This is a genomic window from Streptomyces sp. NPDC087844 (genome assembly GCF_044742785.1).
Lineage (GTDB): Bacteria > Actinomycetota > Actinomycetes > Streptomycetales > Streptomycetaceae > Streptomyces.
Genome location: NZ_JBIUVD010000001.1, coordinates 114,798 through 130,667, shown reverse-complemented (window position 1 = coordinate 130,667; position 15,870 = coordinate 114,798). Strand labels below are relative to the sequence as shown.

16 protein-coding genes are annotated in these 15,870 nt (G+C 71.9%); 15 read left to right on the top strand and 1 reads right to left on the bottom strand.

The genetic code is table 11. The annotated features are described in order from the left end of the window. Window positions 1-101 precede the first annotated feature (101 nt). The 9 genes from ACIOKD_RS00535 to ACIOKD_RS00495 all read left to right on the top strand — a co-directional run bounded on the left by ACIOKD_RS00535 (window position 102) and on the right by ACIOKD_RS00495 (window position 10,055). Window positions 102-785 carry a GntR family transcriptional regulator gene (locus ACIOKD_RS00535; RefSeq protein WP_402076477.1) on the top strand — a complete coding sequence of 228 codons (684 nt, stop codon included), beginning with the start codon at window positions 102-104 and terminating at the stop codon, window positions 783-785. 183 nt (window positions 786-968) lie between these two features. Further along, a complete protein-coding gene (locus ACIOKD_RS00530; RefSeq protein WP_402076476.1) occupies window positions 969-1,805 on the top strand; it encodes a M55 family metallopeptidase in 837 nt (278 codons plus the stop codon). Between the two features lies 1 nt (window position 1,806). Further along, window positions 1,807-3,141 carry a M20/M25/M40 family metallo-hydrolase gene (locus ACIOKD_RS00525; RefSeq protein WP_402077640.1) on the top strand — a complete coding sequence of 445 codons (1,335 nt, stop codon included), beginning with the start codon at window positions 1,807-1,809 and terminating at the stop codon, window positions 3,139-3,141. Between the two features lie 13 nt (window positions 3,142-3,154). Next, window positions 3,155-5,167 carry a prolyl oligopeptidase family serine peptidase gene (locus ACIOKD_RS00520; protein WP_402076475.1) on the top strand — a complete coding sequence of 671 codons (2,013 nt, stop codon included), beginning with the start codon at window positions 3,155-3,157 and terminating at the stop codon, window positions 5,165-5,167. 52 nt (window positions 5,168-5,219) lie between these two features. Continuing rightward, window positions 5,220-6,143: an LD-carboxypeptidase gene (locus ACIOKD_RS00515; RefSeq protein WP_402077638.1), complete on the top strand. Its 924-nt coding sequence runs from the start codon at window positions 5,220-5,222 to the stop codon at window positions 6,141-6,143. 71 nt (window positions 6,144-6,214) lie between these two features. After that, a complete protein-coding gene (locus ACIOKD_RS00510; RefSeq protein WP_402076474.1) occupies window positions 6,215-6,469 on the top strand; it encodes a DUF1049 domain-containing protein in 255 nt (84 codons plus the stop codon). A 34-nt stretch (window positions 6,470-6,503) separates the two neighbouring features. Beyond that, entirely contained in the window at window positions 6,504-7,049 is a 546-nt protein-coding gene (locus ACIOKD_RS00505) for a GNAT family N-acetyltransferase (protein ID WP_402076473.1), read from the top strand. Then, on the top strand, window positions 7,046-7,954 hold the full coding sequence (locus ACIOKD_RS00500; protein WP_402076472.1) for an arginase family protein: 909 nt from the start codon (window positions 7,046-7,048) through the stop codon (window positions 7,952-7,954). The genes ACIOKD_RS00505 and ACIOKD_RS00500 overlap by 4 nt, the downstream gene beginning before the upstream one ends. A 70-nt stretch (window positions 7,955-8,024) precedes the next feature. Beyond that, window positions 8,025-10,055, top strand: a complete 2,031-nt coding sequence (locus ACIOKD_RS00495) for a DUF5107 domain-containing protein (RefSeq protein ID WP_402076471.1) — start codon at window positions 8,025-8,027, stop codon at window positions 10,053-10,055. 2 nt (window positions 10,056-10,057) lie between these two features. Here the strand turns inward: ACIOKD_RS00495 and ACIOKD_RS00490 are convergent, their stop codons facing one another. Next, on the bottom strand, window positions 10,058-10,411 hold the full coding sequence (locus tag ACIOKD_RS00490) for a VOC family protein (protein WP_402076470.1): 354 nt from the start codon (window positions 10,409-10,411) through the stop codon (window positions 10,058-10,060). A 121-nt stretch (window positions 10,412-10,532) separates the two neighbouring features. Between ACIOKD_RS00490 and ACIOKD_RS00485 the strand changes: the two genes are divergently transcribed. From ACIOKD_RS00485 to ACIOKD_RS00460, 6 genes are all read left to right on the top strand, one after another. After that, on the top strand, window positions 10,533-10,976 hold the full coding sequence (locus ACIOKD_RS00485) for a phage holin family protein (protein WP_402076469.1): 444 nt from the start codon (window positions 10,533-10,535) through the stop codon (window positions 10,974-10,976). Between the two features lie 442 nt (window positions 10,977-11,418). Then, on the top strand, window positions 11,419-13,266 hold the full coding sequence (locus ACIOKD_RS00480; protein ID WP_402076468.1) for a transketolase: 1,848 nt from the start codon (window positions 11,419-11,421) through the stop codon (window positions 13,264-13,266). Next, on the top strand, window positions 13,263-14,183 hold the full coding sequence (gene ligD / locus ACIOKD_RS00475) for a non-homologous end-joining DNA ligase (RefSeq protein ID WP_402076467.1): 921 nt from the start codon (window positions 13,263-13,265) through the stop codon (window positions 14,181-14,183). Before ACIOKD_RS00480 ends, ligD begins: the two co-directional genes overlap by 4 nt. 59 nt (window positions 14,184-14,242) lie before the next feature. After that, window positions 14,243-14,599 carry a gas vesicle protein gene (locus tag ACIOKD_RS00470; RefSeq protein ID WP_402076466.1) on the top strand — a complete coding sequence of 119 codons (357 nt, stop codon included), beginning with the start codon at window positions 14,243-14,245 and terminating at the stop codon, window positions 14,597-14,599. A gap of 90 nt (window positions 14,600-14,689) precedes the next feature. After that, window positions 14,690-15,115, top strand: a complete 426-nt coding sequence (locus tag ACIOKD_RS00465) for a gas vesicle structural protein GvpA (RefSeq protein ID WP_402076465.1) — start codon at window positions 14,690-14,692, stop codon at window positions 15,113-15,115. Beyond that, complete coding sequence (locus ACIOKD_RS00460) at window positions 15,112-15,861, top strand: GvpL/GvpF family gas vesicle protein (RefSeq protein ID WP_402076464.1); 750 nt, start codon at window positions 15,112-15,114, stop codon at window positions 15,859-15,861. Before ACIOKD_RS00465 ends, ACIOKD_RS00460 begins: the two co-directional genes overlap by 4 nt. The last annotated feature ends 9 nt before the right edge of the window (window positions 15,862-15,870 follow it).

Sequence of the window (15,870 nt, the reverse complement as noted above, 5' to 3'; positions counted from 1 at the left end):
GCCCCTTGAAGACGAGAGACTGCGCCGTTCCCCGCGCCCCTCGAAGGCGCGCGACTGTGCCGTTTCTTGTGTCCCTGACAGAGATTCCAGGAGATCGTTCCATGGTTGCCCAGCGCGTCGGCGTCCCCGCCCCCGTCCTCCCCATGGTGGGAGGTCGCAAGCCCAGTTATCGCGAGCGGGTCGCGGATGCTTTGCGGGCCGCTCTTGTGGCGGGGGAGCTGCGGCCCGGGGAGGTGCACTCCGCGCCCGCTCTTGCCGCTCGGTTCGGTGTCTCCGCCACCCCTGTGCGTGAGGCCCTGCTCGACCTCGCCAAGGAGGGCCTGGTCGACACCGTGCCCAACAAGGGGTTCCGGGTCACCGCCGTGTCCGACAAGCAGCTGGACGAGTACACGCACATCCGCTCGCTGATCGAGATCCCCACCACCGTGGGCCTCGCCACCTCCGCGGCCCCCGCCGACCTGGCGGCGCTGCGGCCCGTCGCGCGGGAGATCGTCACGGCCGCGGCGGCCGGTGATCTCATCGCGTACGTCGAGGCCGACGTCCGCTTTCACCTCGGCCTGCTCGCCCTCGCCGGCAACGAGCACCTCGTCGAGGTCGTCGGCGACCTCCGCAAGCGCTCCCGGCTGTACGGACTGCACGCCCTCGTCGAGGCGGGCCGTCTGAAGGCCTCGGCCGAGGAGCACCTGGAGATCCTCGACGCGCTGGTCGCCCGCGACGAGGAGGCGGTACGTGCCGTCATGACGCGGCATCTCGGGCACGTACGAGGGTTGTGGGCGGCCGAGTGACCCCTACGGCGACACGCTGTCCGGCGACCCGGGCCGTGTACGGATCCAGCCACCACGCCGACTCCGGCACCACCGTCACCGTGGACGAGGAACATGCCGACGGCCGAGTGAGGGTTTCGGTCGGTTCGACCGGTTGACCTCCCGGGCCTGTGGAGCGCATCGCGACTGCGATACAACTGGAGCATGGTAAAGATCCTCATCAGTGCCGACATGGAGGGCGCCACCGGGGTGACCTGGCCGGCCGACGTGGAGCCGGGCGCACCGGAGTGGGAGCGGTGCCGTTCGATGTTCACCTCGGACGTGAACGCCGCGGTTCTCGGCTTCTTCGACGGCGGCGCCGACGAGGTACTCATCAACGAGGCCCACTCGACCATGCGCAACCTGCTCCTGGAGCAACTGGACGAACGGGCCCAGATGCTCACCGGGCGGCACAAAGCGCTCTCCATGGTCGAGGGCGTGCAGCACGGCGACGTCGACGGCATCGCCTTCGTCGGCTACCACGCGGGAGCCGGCATGGAGGGCGTCCTCGCGCACACCTACCTCGCCAACTCGATCACCGGCGTGTGGGTCAACGACGAGCGCGCCAGCGAGGGACTGCTCAACGCCTACGTCGTCGCCGAGTACGGAGTCCCCGTCGTGCTGGTCACCGGCGACGACGTGGCCTGCGAGGACGCGCTCGGCTACGCGCCCGAGGCACTGAAGGTCGCCGTCAAGGACCACGTCTCGCGGTACGCGGCCGTGTGCCGCACCCCGGTCCGTACGGCGGCGGAGATCCGCTCTGCGGCCAAGGAGGCGGCACGGCTCGCCGTGCGGCACGAGCCCCACCGGGCGGGCCCCTTCACCGTGGCCCTGGAGTTCGACGCCGAGCACCTGGCCATGTCGGCCACCGTCGTCCCGGGCGTCGAACAGAGCGGGGAACGCAAGGTGGCGTACACCAGCGCCACGATGTACGAGGGCATCCGGACCTTCAAGGCGGTCACCACGATCGTCTCGGCCGCCGTGGAGGAGAACTATGGCTGACATGAGTGTGATAGCGCAGGCGGCCGTCGATGAGCAGGCCCTGGACGAGGTCGTCCGGTTCACCTCCGACCTCATCCGTATCGACACCACCAACCGCGGTGGCGGTGACTGCCAGGAGCGGCCGGCCGCCGAGTACGCCGCCGCCCTGCTCGCCGAGGCGGGGCTTGAGCCGACCCTTCTGGAGCGCACCAAGGGGCGTACGAACGTCGTCGCGCGCCTGGAGGGCACCGATCCGTCCGCCGACGCGCTGCTCGTCCACGGTCACCTGGACGTCGTACCCGCGCGGGCGGAGGACTGGAGCGTCCATCCCTTCTCCGGCGAGGTCCGCGACGGGGTCGTCTGGGGACGCGGCGCGGTCGACATGAAGAACATGGACGCGATGATCCTCGCGGTCGTCCGGCAGTGGGCGCGCGCAGGCGTACGCCCCCGCCGCGACCTCGTGATCGCGTTCACCGCGGACGAGGAGGCGAGCGCCGAGGACGGCTCGGGCTTCCTCGCCGACCAGCACGCCGGGCTCTTCGAGGGGTGCACCGAGGGCATCAGCGAGTCCGGAGCGTTCACCTTCCACGACGGAAGCGGCCGACAGCTGTACCCCCTCGCGGCGGGCGAGCGCGGTACCGGCTGGCTGAAGCTCACCGCACACGGCCGGGCGGGCCACGGCTCCAAGGTGAACCGGTCCAACGCCGTGACCCGGCTCGCCGCCGCCATCGCGCGGATCGGCGACCACCGGTGGCCCGTACGGCTCACCCCGACGGTCCGCGCGGCACTCACCGAACTCGCCGCGCTGTACGGCGTCGAGCCGCGTCTCGACGACCCCGACGGCGTCGACCCGTTGATGGAGAGGCTCGGTTCCGCCGCCTCCCTCGTCGAGGCGACGGTCCGCAACAGCGCCAACCCGACCATGCTGGACGCCGGTTACAAGGTCAACGTGATCCCGGGGGAGGCCGTCGCACACGTCGACGGACGCTTCCTGGCGGGTACCGAGGACGAGTTCCGGGCCACTCTCGACCAGCTCACCGGGCCGGACGTGGAGTGGGAGTTCGTCCACCGCGAGGTCGCCCTGCAGGCGCCGCTGGACTCGGTGACGTACGCCCGGATGCGGGCCGCCGTGGAGGAGTTCGCGCCCGAGGGGAACGTCGTGCCGTACTGCATGTCGGGCGGCACGGACGCCAAGCAGTTCTCCCGCCTCGGCATCACCGGCTACGGTTTCGCACCTCTGAAGCTCCCGCCGGGCTTCGACTACCAGGCCCTCTTCCACGGGGTCGACGAACGGGTGCCCGTCGAGGCACTGCATTTCGGAGTCCGGGTACTCGACCGCTTCCTGCGCACGGCTTAGGAAGAGAAGGAAAATGGGGGACACAGTGCAGACGCTGGCCTACGGTTCCTGGCCCTCGCCCATCGACGCGGCCCTCGCCGCCGCGCACGACGGGCACCCCGACTTCGTCGGCTTCGTCGGCGACGAGGCGTGGTGGACGGAGCCCCGGCCCGCCGAGGGCGGTCGCCGCACCCTGGTGCGCCGCCGCGCCGACGGTACGGAGGAGTCGGTGCTGCCCGCCCCGTGGAACGTCCGCAGCCGCGTCATGGAGTACGGCGGACAGCCCTGGACCGGCACGGTCCGCGAGGACGGGCCGGTGGTCGTGTTCGTCGACTTCGCCGACCAGCGGCTGTACGTGTACGAGCCCGCCGACCCCGGGAGCGGTCCGCGCCCCCTCACCCCCGTGTCCTCGGTCGGCGGCGGACTGCGGTGGGTGGACCCGCAGGTGCGCCTGGAACACGGCGAGGTCTGGTGCGTACTGGAGGAGTTCACCGGCGACGGACCCAGCGACGTGCGGCGGCTCGTCGCCGCGGTGCCGCTGGACGGCTCGGCCGCCGAGGACCGGGACGCGGTGCGCGAACTCACCGACGACCGGCACCGGTTCGTCACCGGGCCGCGGATCTCGCCCGACGGGCGGCGCGCGGCCTGGCTGGCCTGGGACCACCCGCGGATGCCGTGGGACGGGACCGAGCTGCTGGTGGCCGAGGTGACCCCCGACGGCACGCTGGGGGAGCCCCGGACGGTCGCGGGCGGCCCCGACGAGGCCATCGCGCAGGCCGACTGGGGGCGCGACGGCTCCCTCCTGTACTGCGGCGACCGCACCGGCTGGTGGAACCTCTACCGGGCGTCCGGCGACGTCAATGACACTGACGTTGAGCCGCCCTTTCTTCTGTGCACCCGCGAGCAGGAGTTCGGCGGGCCGCTGTGGACGGTCGGCCGCCGCTGGTTCGCGCCACTGGACAACGGCCTGATCGCCGTGGTGCACGGCCGGGGCGCCACCGCGCTGGGCATCCTCGACCCGGAGAGCGGCGAGGTCGTCGACGCGGCCGGGCCCTGGACCGAGTACGAGCCGACCCTCGCCGTCGACGGCAGCCGCGTCGTCACCGTCGCCGCCAGCCCGCGCAGCGCGTACGAGGTCGTGGAACTGGACGCGCGGACCGGAAGGGCGCGTGTCGTGGGAGCCCGGCACGACGACCCGGTGGACCCCGCCTACTACCCGGAACCGCAGATCCGTACGTTCTCCGGGCCCGCCGGACGGGAGATCCACGCCCACATCTACCCGCCTCACCACCCCGGCCACGTGGCCCCCGGCGACGTCCTCCCGCCCTATGTCGTCTGGGCGCACGGCGGGCCCACCAGCCGCTCCCCGCTCGTCCTCGACCTGCAGATCGCCTACTTCACCTCACGCGGCATCGGGGTCGCCGAGGTCAACTACGGCGGCTCCACCGGGTACGGGCGCGAGTACCGCAACCGGCTGCGCGAGCAGTGGGGTGTGGTGGACGTCGAGGACTGCGCGGCCGTCGCCCTCGCCCTCGCCGAGGAGGGCACCGCCGACCGTGACCGGCTGGCCGTCCGGGGCGGCAGCGCGGGCGGCTGGACCGCCGCCGCCTCGCTGGTCGGCACCGACGTCTACGCGTGCGGGACGATCCTCTACCCCGTCCTCGACCTCGTGGGCTGGGGCGTGGGCCAGACCCACGACTTCGAGTCCCAGTACCTGGAGAGCCTGATCGGTCCGCGCGCCGAGGTGCCCGCGCGGTACGCCGAGCGGTCGCCCACCGAGCACGCCGACCAGGTCACCGCGCCCTTCCTGCTCCTCCAGGGCCTTGACGACGTCATCTGTCCGCCCGCCCAGTGCGAGCGGTTCCTGGCCCGCCTTGAGGAACGGGCGCGGCCTGTGCCGCATGCCTACATCACCTTCGAGGGCGAGGGTCACGGCTTCCGCCGCACCGACACGATGGTGCGCGCCCTGGAGGCGGAACTCTCCCTGTACGCCCAGGTGTTCGGCCTCAACCCGCCCGGAGTCCCCGCACTGGAGCTCGTCAAGTGACCGCCCGTTGTAGGACCTTGTGCTGACAGACCCTGTGGTGAAGGGCCATGTGTTGCAGGGCCTTGTCAGGCCTCCGCGGCTGGTCGCCGGAGCCCGGGTCGCCGTCGTCGCGCCGAGCGGCCCCGTGCCCGAGGAACGGCTCCAGGCGGGGCTCGACATCCTGCGCGGCTGGGACCTCGACCCGGTCGTGGCACCCCATGTCCTGGACCGGCACGGCACGTTCGGCTATCTGGCGGGCACGGACGCCGACCGGGCGGCCGACTTCCAGGCCGCCTGGTGCGATCCGTCGGTGGCCGCGGTGTTCTGCGCCCGCGGTGGATACGGCGTGCAGCGCATGGCCGATCTGCTCGACTGGGACGCGCTGCGGGCCGCGGGGCCCAAGGTGCTGGTCGGCTTCAGTGACATCACGGCCCTCCACGAGGCCTTCGCGGCGCGGCTGGGACTCGTGACCCTGCACGGCCCGATGGCCGCGGGCATCGACTTCGTCAAGAACGCCCGCGCCCAGGATCATCTCCGGGCGACCCTCTTCGCGCCGGAGTCCGTGCGGACCATCAGGTCGGCCGGGCAGGTCCTGGTCCCGGGGCGGGCTGCCGGCGTCCTGCTCGGCGGCTGTCTGAGCCTGCTCGCCGCCGAGCTGGGGACACCGCACGCCCGGCCCTCCGCGGGCGGCGGTCTGCTGTGTCTGGAGGACGTGGGCGAGGAGCTGTACCGCCTGGACCGGTACCTCACGCAGCTCCTGCGGGCCGGTTGGTTCGACGGTGTCGCGGGGGTCCTCCTCGGGTCCTGGGAGCGGTGCGGCCCGTACGAGCGGGTGCGGGACCTGGTTCTCGACCGGCTCGGTGGGCTCGGGGTGCCGATCGCCGAGGAGTTCGGTTTCGGGCACGGGGAGGGTGCGCTGACGGTCCCGTTCGGGGTGCGGGCGGTGTTGGACGCGGGGGCGGGGGTTCTGACGCTGGACGTGCCGGCGTTGGTGTGACGCCGGGCGGTGCCTCACCCGGAGGGATGCCTCGCCGTGCGTGGCCCCGCTTCCGCGGCGATGCTGACCGTATGAGTCCGAAGACTTCGCGGGACGGTGGCGGTGGTGGCGGGGCGGGGGCCGGGCGGGGGAGTTCGCTGACGCCTGGGCGGGTGGCGGTTGTCGCGCTGGCTGTTCTCGGGCTGGTCTTCATCTTCGAGAACACTCGGGCGACGAAGATTCGGCTGCTGATTCCCGAGGTGACCATGCCGTTGTGGATGGCGTTGCTCGCCACCGCGGTGATCGGGGCGTTGTGCGGGGCGTTCTTCGTGCGGCGCCGGGGTTGATCTGTAAGCGTTCCGCTCGGCGTATCGTGACGGGATGTCCGGCCGTACCGTGTATCTCGCCGAGGGCCCCCGCGTGGGCGTACGTCTCTTCAGCCACGAGGACGGGCCCGAGTTCACCGCCCGGGCGCGGGAGAGCAAGGCTCTGCACCAGCCGTGGCTCTTTCCGCCCGCTACTGCCGCCGCCTACACCTCGTACGCGGGGCGGCTCATCGATGATCCGGCCAGGGCCGGGTTCTTCGTCTGTGAGAAGGACGACGGGGGGATCGCCGGGTTCATCAACATCAACAACATCGTCGAGGGTGCCTTTCTGTGCGGGGCGCTCGGTTACGGGGCCTTCGCGCACGCGGCCGGGCGCGGGCTGATGAGTGAGGGGCTCGACCTGGTCGTGCGGTACGCGTTCGACACGCTCGGGCTGCACCGGCTGGAGATCAACGTCCAGCCGGGCAACGCCGCCTCGATCGCGCTGGCCCGCCGCTGCGGGTTCCGTCTGGAGGGCTTCTCGCCGGACTTCCTCTTCATCGACGGAGCCTGGCGTGACCATGAGCGGTGGGCCGTCACCGCCGATATGGTTCGAACATGAGTGCCCTTCGGAATCTCGTCGTCCTGGACGCACCTTCCAACCTCGGGCTCCGGCCGCCCGCCCCCGGCACGGTGCCCGGCTGCTACAAGCTCGCCGGCGCCCTGCGCGAGCAGCGGATCGTGCGACGGCTGAACGCCCTGGAGGGGGGTGTGGTCGTACCGCCGCGTTATGACCGGGGCGACTGGCGGGAGGGCGACGGTGTCTTCAACGCCACCGCGCTCGCCGCCTACACGCGGACTCTCGCCGACCGCATCGAGGCGCATGTACGGGCCGGCGAGCTGCCCGTCGTCCTCGGCGGCGACTGCTCCATCCAGCTCGGCGCCTCCCTCGCGCTGCGCCGCATCGGCCGCTACGGCCTCGCGGCGGTGGACGCCTCGCACGACTTCCGTCACCCGGGCAACTCCGAGGGGATCGGCGCGGCCGGCGGCGAGGAGGTGGCCCTGGCCACCGGACGCGGCCAGGACGACCTCACCGATCTGGAGGGGCTTAAGCCCTATCTGCGTGACGAGGACGTACGGTTCTTCGGGATCCGCGACGAGTTCGAGGACGACCGGGCCGAGCTGGCCGCGCTGAGGATCCCCACGGTGACCGTCGGCGACATCCGGGAGTGGGGCGCCGACGCGCTCGCGCGGGCCACCGCCCAGGCCTTCGACGTACCGGACCTGGACGGCTTCTGGGTGCACCTCGACGCCGACGTGCTCGACCCGTCCGTGATGCCCGCCGTCGACAGCCCCGACCCCGGCGGACTGCTGCCCGACGAATTGACCGCGCTCCTGCGGCCGTTGGTGACCTCCCCGCACTGCGCCGGCTTCAACGTCACCATCTACGACCCCGACCTGGACCCCGACGGAACCGCCGGCGCCCTCCTGGCCGACATCGTCGTCGCGGCCTTTGCGCAATCCTGACCGGATGCTGATCGGATCCTGACCGGGAGAGCCTCTGGTCGGCACGTCGTCCAGCCTGTTCCATGGTCACGTGACGACCATCCGACGTGACGTACTGACGCTTCCGGTCGCCGGACCCGGCCCCGCCAACCCCCTGCCCCCACTGCGCCCGCTCGACGGGACGCACCACGTGGACGAGCGGGAACGCGCGGGCCTGCCCCGCGACATGGCCCGGCAGATCGCGTACGAGCCGCTGCGCAGCCTCCTGCCCGAGCGCGTCCGGGACGGGTACGGGAGAAGCCGTACGCCCCGCGAGATCGAGACGCTCGTCCTGGAGAACGACCGGCTGCGCGCGACCGTGCTGCCCGGCTTCGGCGGCCGGGTCGTCTCCCTCTTCCACAAGCCGTCCGACCGCGAACTCCTGTACCGCAACCCGGTGTTGCAGCCCGCCGACTTCGCGCTCAACGGCGCCTGGTTCTCCGGTGGCATCGAGTGGAACATCGGCGCCACCGGCCACTCGACCCTCGCCTGCGCACCCCTGCACGCGGCCCGTGTCACCGCGCCCGACGGCACACGGATGCTGCGCCTGTGGGAGTGGGAGCGGCTGCGTGACCTGCCCTTCCAGGTCGACCTGTGGCTGCCGGAGGGCTCCGACTTCCTGTACGTCGGTGTTCGCGTCCGCAATCCGCACGAGAAGACGGCACCGCTGTACTGGTGGTCCAACACCGCCGTCCCGGAGGCGCGAAGGGTGCTCGCGCCGGCGGAGGAGGCCTGGCACTTCGGCTACGAGCGGCGGTTGCGCCGGGTGCCGGTCCCGGTGCACGAGGGTGTCGACCGGACGTATCCGCGGCACGGCGCGTATCCGGCCGACTACTTCTACGAGGTGCCCGACGGACAGCGTCGCTGGATCGCCGCCCTGGACGCAGCCGGGCAGGGGCTGGTGCAGACGTCCACCGACGTGCTGCGCGGCCGCAAACTCTTCCTGTGGGGCACCGGCACCGGTGGGCGCCGCTGGCAGCGATGGCTCACCGAACCCGGCACCGAGGGCTACTGCGAGATCCAGGCGGGGCTCGCCCGCACCCAGTTGGAGCACGTACGCCTCGACGGGGAGAGCGAGGTGAGCTGGCTGGAGGCGTACGGGCCGATCGACGCCGACGCACGACTCGTGCACGGCGGCGACTGGGCCGCCGCCCGCTCCGAGGTCGAGTCCGGGCTCGAACGGGTGCTGCCACAGCGGGAGTTCGAGACGGCGTACGAGCACTGGCTGGCGTCCGCCGACACCGAACCCGCCGAGGTGCTGGCTGTCGGTTCCGGCTGGGGTGCGCTCGAAGTCCTGCGCGCCGGCCTCAAGTTGCCCGGCACGCCCTTCGACGAGTCCACGCTCGGAGACGCGCAGCGGCCGTGGGTGGAGCTGCTCGGCTCCGGTTCCTTCCCGGAGCCCCGCCGGGTCGGGCCGCCGGGCGAGACGCTGGTCGCCCGGCACTGGCGGGACATGCTGGAGACGGCCCCCGCCGAGCCGCTCACCGAGTACCACCTGGGGATCGCCCAGTGGCACGCGGGCGACCGGGCCCAGGCCGTGCGCAGCTGGGAACGCGGGCTCGAACTCGCGCCGTCGCTCTGGCCGTTGCTGCGCTGCCTGGCCGTCGCCGACCAGGAGGCGGGCAACCGGGAGCGGGCCGCCGACCGGTACGCGGACGCCTTCGACGACCTGTGCCAGGAGCGGCGCGACGACGGCGAGACCTGGACGGCGGCCACCGCCGCGCTGGGGCGCGAGGCGATCGGCGCGCTGCTCGCGGCGGGGCGCACCGCGGACGCGCGGTCCGTGTGGGAACGACTGCTCCCGGCGACCCGCGAACGCGGCCGGTTCCGGCTGATCGAGGCGGGGTTGCTGCTCGCCGAGGGCGACAAGGACGCGGCGCGTGCCGTCTTCGACGCCGGCTTCGAGGTGGCGGACCTGCGCGAGGGGGCCGAGGCGATCGGGCAGCTGTGGTCCCGGATCTCCGACGAACCCCTGCCGGAGCGCCACGACTTCCGGATGCGCCCGCCCGGCACCGACAGCGGCGACAGCACCGACAGCGACGACAGCGACGACAGCGGCGACAGCGGCGACAGCGGCGACTGAACCTACCGCGCCGTGCGGCGGTCCGCGTACTCGTACACATAGCCGTCCGGGTGCATCGCGATCAGGTTGCGTCCCGCGGGGGTCGCCACCGGGCCCGCGACGACGTGTGCGCCCGACTCGGTGAGCACCCGGTGGGCTTCGTCGACGTCCTTGACCGCGATGGTCGCCGAGACCTTGCGGAGCACTTCCAGTTCCGTCTCGGGGCCGCTCATCAACAGGAAGCAGCCGACGGCGGCGACGGAGACCCCGCCGCGCTCGAAGCGTTGCGCCGGTCCGCCCGCCAGTCTCTCGTAGAAGGGGACCGCAGCCTCCAGGTCGTCGACGCAGATGCGCAGCGTGGCTCCCAGAATGTCCATGCGCACGAGCCTAGTTGGGCTCGGCCGGAAAGGAGATCGTTTCGTACGGATCCCGTGCCGGGGCGCGTCCGGTCCGGCCGGGCGGGCGTTACGCACCGGGGGGCGCGGGTACCCGGAGCGCATGGACCGCATCGATCACATGGAACATCTGGACAAGCATCTGGCCGACGAGTTGGCGCAGGTGGCCCGCGACGCCGTACGTGCGGAGCTGCGGGAACAGACCCGCAAGCAGCGCCGGACGGCCGCGATGTACGCCGCGTCCGGTGCCATGGCCCTGTACGCGGGCGCGGCCCTCGCGCTCACGGTCGGTCTCGCTCTCGCGATCGGCCTGCCCGACTGGGCCGCCGCGCTGATCACCGCCGCCGTGCTCGCCGCGCTGGCGTACGTGCTGCGGAACGCGGCGCGGCCGTCGGCGTCCCGGCCCGCGTCCGGCGGCGCCGCTCAGGTGCCCGGTGACGGTGTCAACGGCGCCACCGCCGCCGGTACGCAGGCGGGCGGCCCCGCCGTTCCCCCGATGCCGCCGGTCGCACCCAGCAACGCGGTGCCGGACACCCGGGCCCGGTGAGCCGCGGGGCGGCCCGTACCCCTGTACCGACCGGGGCCACAACGACGTGGCCCCGGTCTTCGCTGTCCGCGTCCGTCGTGCCCGCGCACCCGTCCGGCGTGTCACGAAGCCCACTCCTGGAGCTGCGGCGGCAGCCTTCCTGCGATAGAAGTCGGTAGAAGTCAGTAGAAGTCGGTAGAAGTTCGAAGGAGCCGCGCCCGTCCTGCACGGCGGCCGGAACCCCGGGGGCCCGACGTTTGGGCATCCCGGCCAGGGGGACGCGGAAAGCCCCGTTTGAGTGATTCCGCCGGAGGCGACCCATGAGCCGACCGATGAGCCGACCCCGCGTCGTGATCGTCGGAGCGGGTTTCGCCGGATACCGGGCGGCCCGGACGCTCTCCGAGCTGTCCCGTGTGCCGGGCCGGCCCGGACCCCCTGAGCAACCTCCTGTGGAAGGAACACCATGAACACCCCCGAACTCATCGAACTCGGTCAGCAGCTGCGCGTCGACAGCGTGCGCGCGGCCGCCGCGGCGGGCTCCGGGCACCCCACCTCCTCGATGTCCGCCGCCGACCTGATGGCGGTCCTGTTCGCCCGGCAGTTGCGCTACGACTTCGAGCGGCCCTCCCATCCGGGCAACGACCGGTTCGTACTCTCCAAGGGGCACGCCTCGCCGCTGCTGTACGCCGCCTACAAGGCCGCCGGTGCCATCGACGACAGCGAACTGCTGACGTTCCGCGCCCTGGACAGCCGCCTCGAAGGGCATCCCACACCGCGCCGGCTCCCCTGGGTGGAGACCGCCACCGGATCGCTGGGCCAGGGCCTGCCCGTCGGTGTGGGCATCGCCCTGTCGGGCAAGCGGCTCGACCGGGTGGGCTACCGCGTGTGGGTGCTGTGCGGCGACAGCGAGCTGGCCGAGGGCTCCGTCTGGGAAGCCGCCGAGCACGCGGCGTACGAGGAGCTCGACAACCTCACCGCGATCGTGGACGTCAACCGGCTCGGCCAGCGCGGCCCCACCCGGCACGGCCACGACCTCGGCGCGTACGCCCGCCGCTTCCGGGCCTTCGGCTGGCACACCGTCGAGGTCGACGGACATGACGTCGAGGACATCGAGCGGGCGTACGGCGAGGCCGTGTCCACGGCCGGACAGCCGACCGTGATCCTGGCCCGCACCCTCAAGGGCAAGGGCGTCGCGTCCGTGCAGGACCGCGAGGGCCTGCACGGCAAGCCGCTGCCCGACGCCGACGAGGCGATCGAGGAGCTGGGCGGGGTACGAGACCTGCGCGTCGAGGTCCAGCCGCCGCAAGCCGCCCGGATGCTGCACGCGGTACGGGCCGGTCACCTGGACCTGCCGCGCTGGGAGAGCGGCGACGAGGTCGCCACCCGGGACGCCTACGGCCAGGCGCTCGCCGCGCTCGGCTCCTCGCGCGCGGACGTCGTCGCCCTCGACGGCGAGGTGAGCGACTCCACCCGAGCCGAGTTCTTCGCCAAGGAACACCCCGAGCGGTTCTTCGAGTGCTACATCGCCGAACAGCAGCTGGTCGGGGCGGCCGTCGGGCTCGCCACCCGCGGCTGGGTGCCGTTCGCCTCCAGCTTCGCCGCGTTCCTCACCCGCGCCCACGACTTCGTCCGGATGGCGGCGGTCAGTGGTGTGGGCATCAACCTCGTCGGCTCGCACGCGGGCGTCGCGATCGGCGAGGACGGGCCCTCGCAGATGGGCGTCGAGGACCTGGCCATGTTCCGGGCGGTGCACGGCTCGACCGTGCTCTACCCGTGCGACGCCCCCCAGACGGCCGCACTCGTCGCCACCATGGCCGGCCTCGACGGCATCCGCTATCTGCGGACCTCACGCGGTGCCATGCCCGTCCTGTACGGCCCCGGCGAGGAGTTCCCGGTCGGCGGCAGCAAGGTGCTCAGGCGCTCCACGGACGACCGGCTGACCGTCGTCGCCGCCGGCGTGACCGTGCACGAGGCGCTGAAGGCCGCGGACGCTCTCGCCGCCGGCGGCATCGCCGTGCGGGTCGTCGACCTGTACTCCGTCAAGCCCGTCGACCGCGAGACCCTGCGCGAGGCCGCGGGGGAGACCGGCTGCCTGCTCACCGTCGAGGACCATCACCAGGAGGGCGGTATCGGGGACGCGGTCCTCGACGCCTTCCTCGACGGCCGCCCCACCCCGCGCCTGGTCCGCCTCGCCGTCCGCGACATGCCCGGTTCGGCCACCCCCGCCGAGCAGCTGCGCGCGGCGGGCATCGACGCCGACTCCATCGTCGCAGCGGTGAAACTGCTGGTCGAGAACGCGGTGGTGCGATGACCTCCGTACGCGCGGGACGGCGGACCGTCGAGGTGCACCGGCCGGACAAGGTGATGTTCCCCGGCACGGGAGGGGCGAAGGAGTACACGAAGGCGGACGTCGTCGCGTACTACCGGGAGATCGCCCCGTTCATGCTGCCGCACCTGCGGGGAAGGCCGTTGATGCTGGAGCGGTACCCGGACGGGCTCGACGGGCCGAAGTTCATGCAGAAGAACGTCCAGGACCACTATCCGGACTGGGTCAGCCGCGTCGAGGTGCCCAAGGAGGGCGGCACGGTCCTGCATCCCGTGTGCGAGGACACCGCGACCCTCGTCTACCTCGCCGACCAGGCCGCCCTGACCCTGCACCGGTGGCTCGCCCGGGTCTCGTCCGGCGGTCCTGTCGACCGGCCGGACCGGCTGGTCTTCGACCTGGACCCGTCGACCGACGACTTCGAGCCGGTACGCGACACCGCCCGCCTCCTCGGCGAACTCCTCGACGAACTCCGGTTGCCGTCGGCCCTGATGACCACCGGTTCACGCGGGCTGCACGTCGTCGTCCCCCTCAACGGGCGGCACGACTTCGACGAGGTGCACACCTTCGCCAAGGACGTCGCCGACACGCTCACCGAGGAGCGTCCCGACCGGCTCACCACCGAGGCCCGCAAGAAGGACCGCGGCGACCGGCTCTATCTGGACGTCCAGCGCAACGCCTACGCCCAGACCACCGTCGCCCCCTTCACCGTCCGCGCCAGGCCGGGTGCCCCGGTCGCCATGCCCGTCACCTGGGAGCAGCTCGAAGATGCGGAACTGGGTCCGCGCCGCTGGACGATCGCCGACGCGGTCGACCAGGCCCGCACCGATCCCTGGTCAGGGCTGCTGCGCGGCGGGCGCGCGCTCGGGCCCGCCAGGCGCCGGCTGAACGCCCTGCGCGGCTGAGCGCCGACACTCGCAGGTTTGGTGAACGATCGGCCGGTCACTCGGTGTTCGAGGTGGCCATGTCGAACACATCCAACACATCAGATTCACAGAGTTCATCGAACTCGTCCAAGGGCAGGCAGAGGAGCACGACGGACGACGACGAGCTGGGTCCCATGGACGTGCTGCGCCAGGCGCGCGGCCAGCTCGCCGAACTGACCGGCATGGAGGCCGAGTCGGTGTCGTCGTTCGAACGCACCGACCACGGTTGGTCGTTGGAGATCGAGGTCCTGGAACTCGTCCGGGTCCCCGACACGATGAGTCTGCTCGCGAGCTACGAGGTGACCCTCGACCCGCGCGGCGAACTCACCGGTTACCGCCGCGTCCGCCGTTACGAACGCGGTAGGGCCGACACCCGGAAGCCCGGCGGCCGATAGGCCGCCCATCCGCCCGCACACCAACCCGCACACCAACCCGCACACCCGACAGAGCACACACACCCCAACAGACAAGGAGGGCCGGTCGGAATGACCGTTGTCCCGGCACAGCAATCCGGTGGTGGAGGCGGCTCCAGCGGCCTCTACGACGTCCTTGAACTCGTTCTCGACCGGGGGCTCGTCATCGATGCCTTCATCCGGGTCTCCCTCGTCGGCATCGAGATCCTCAAAATCGACATCCGTGTCGTCATAGCGAGCGTCGACACCTACCTGCGCTTCGCCGAGGCGTGCAACCGCCTCGACCTGGAAGCCGGACCCAAGCGCAGCCCCGGACTTCCCGACCTGGTCGGCTCGATCACCGAGTCCGGTGCGAAGGGCAAGTCCAAGGGGGCCCTGTCCGGCGCCGCCGAGACGATCTCGGACGCGTTCAAGCAGTCCCGCGAGGAGAGCCAGCCCGAGTCGAGGCCGCGGACCCGTAAGACCGCCGCCTCGCGCCGCAAGGAGGAGCAGGAGTGAGCACGTACGTCTACGGCATCACGTCCAGTTCGCTGCCCTCGCTCCCGGACGGCACGGAAGGCGTCGGCGAGCCGGCGATGCCGGTGCGCGTCATCAAGGAGGGTGACCTCGCCGCGGTCGTCAGTGACGCCCCCGAAGGGCTGCGGCCCAAGCGCAGGGACCTGCTCGCCCACCAGAACGTGCTGGCCGAGGCGGGCGCGGGCGGCCCGGTGCTGCCCATGCGCTTCGGCAGTGTCTCGACGGACGACGCGGCCGTGACCAGTGTCCTTGCCGAGCGTGCCGAGCACTTCAAGGAGCGCCTCGACGCGCTCGCGGGCAAGGTCGAGTACAACGTCAAGGCCACGCACGACGAAGAGGCCGTACTGCACCGCGTGATGTCCGAGAACCCTGAGGTCAGGGCACTCACCGAGGCCAACCGCGGCGCGGGCGGCGGCAACTACGACGACAAGCTGCGGCTCGGCGAGATGGTGGTCGCCGCGGTGAAGAACCGCGAGGTCGAGGACGCCGCCGAGATCCAGCGGGCGCTGGAGCCGGCCGCCGCCTCCGTCAGTGTGGGCCCCGAGTCCACCGGCTGGCTGGCCAACCTCTCGTTCCTCGTGGACCGCGACGCGGCCGAGCCGTTCATCGCCGCCGTCGAAGAGGTCCGCAAGGCGCACCCGCACCTCGATCTGCGGGTCCACGGGCCGCTGCCCCCCTACAGCTTCGTCGAGCCGGGCCCTTCCGAGCCCGCTCAGGCGACCAACTGAACCTTTTGA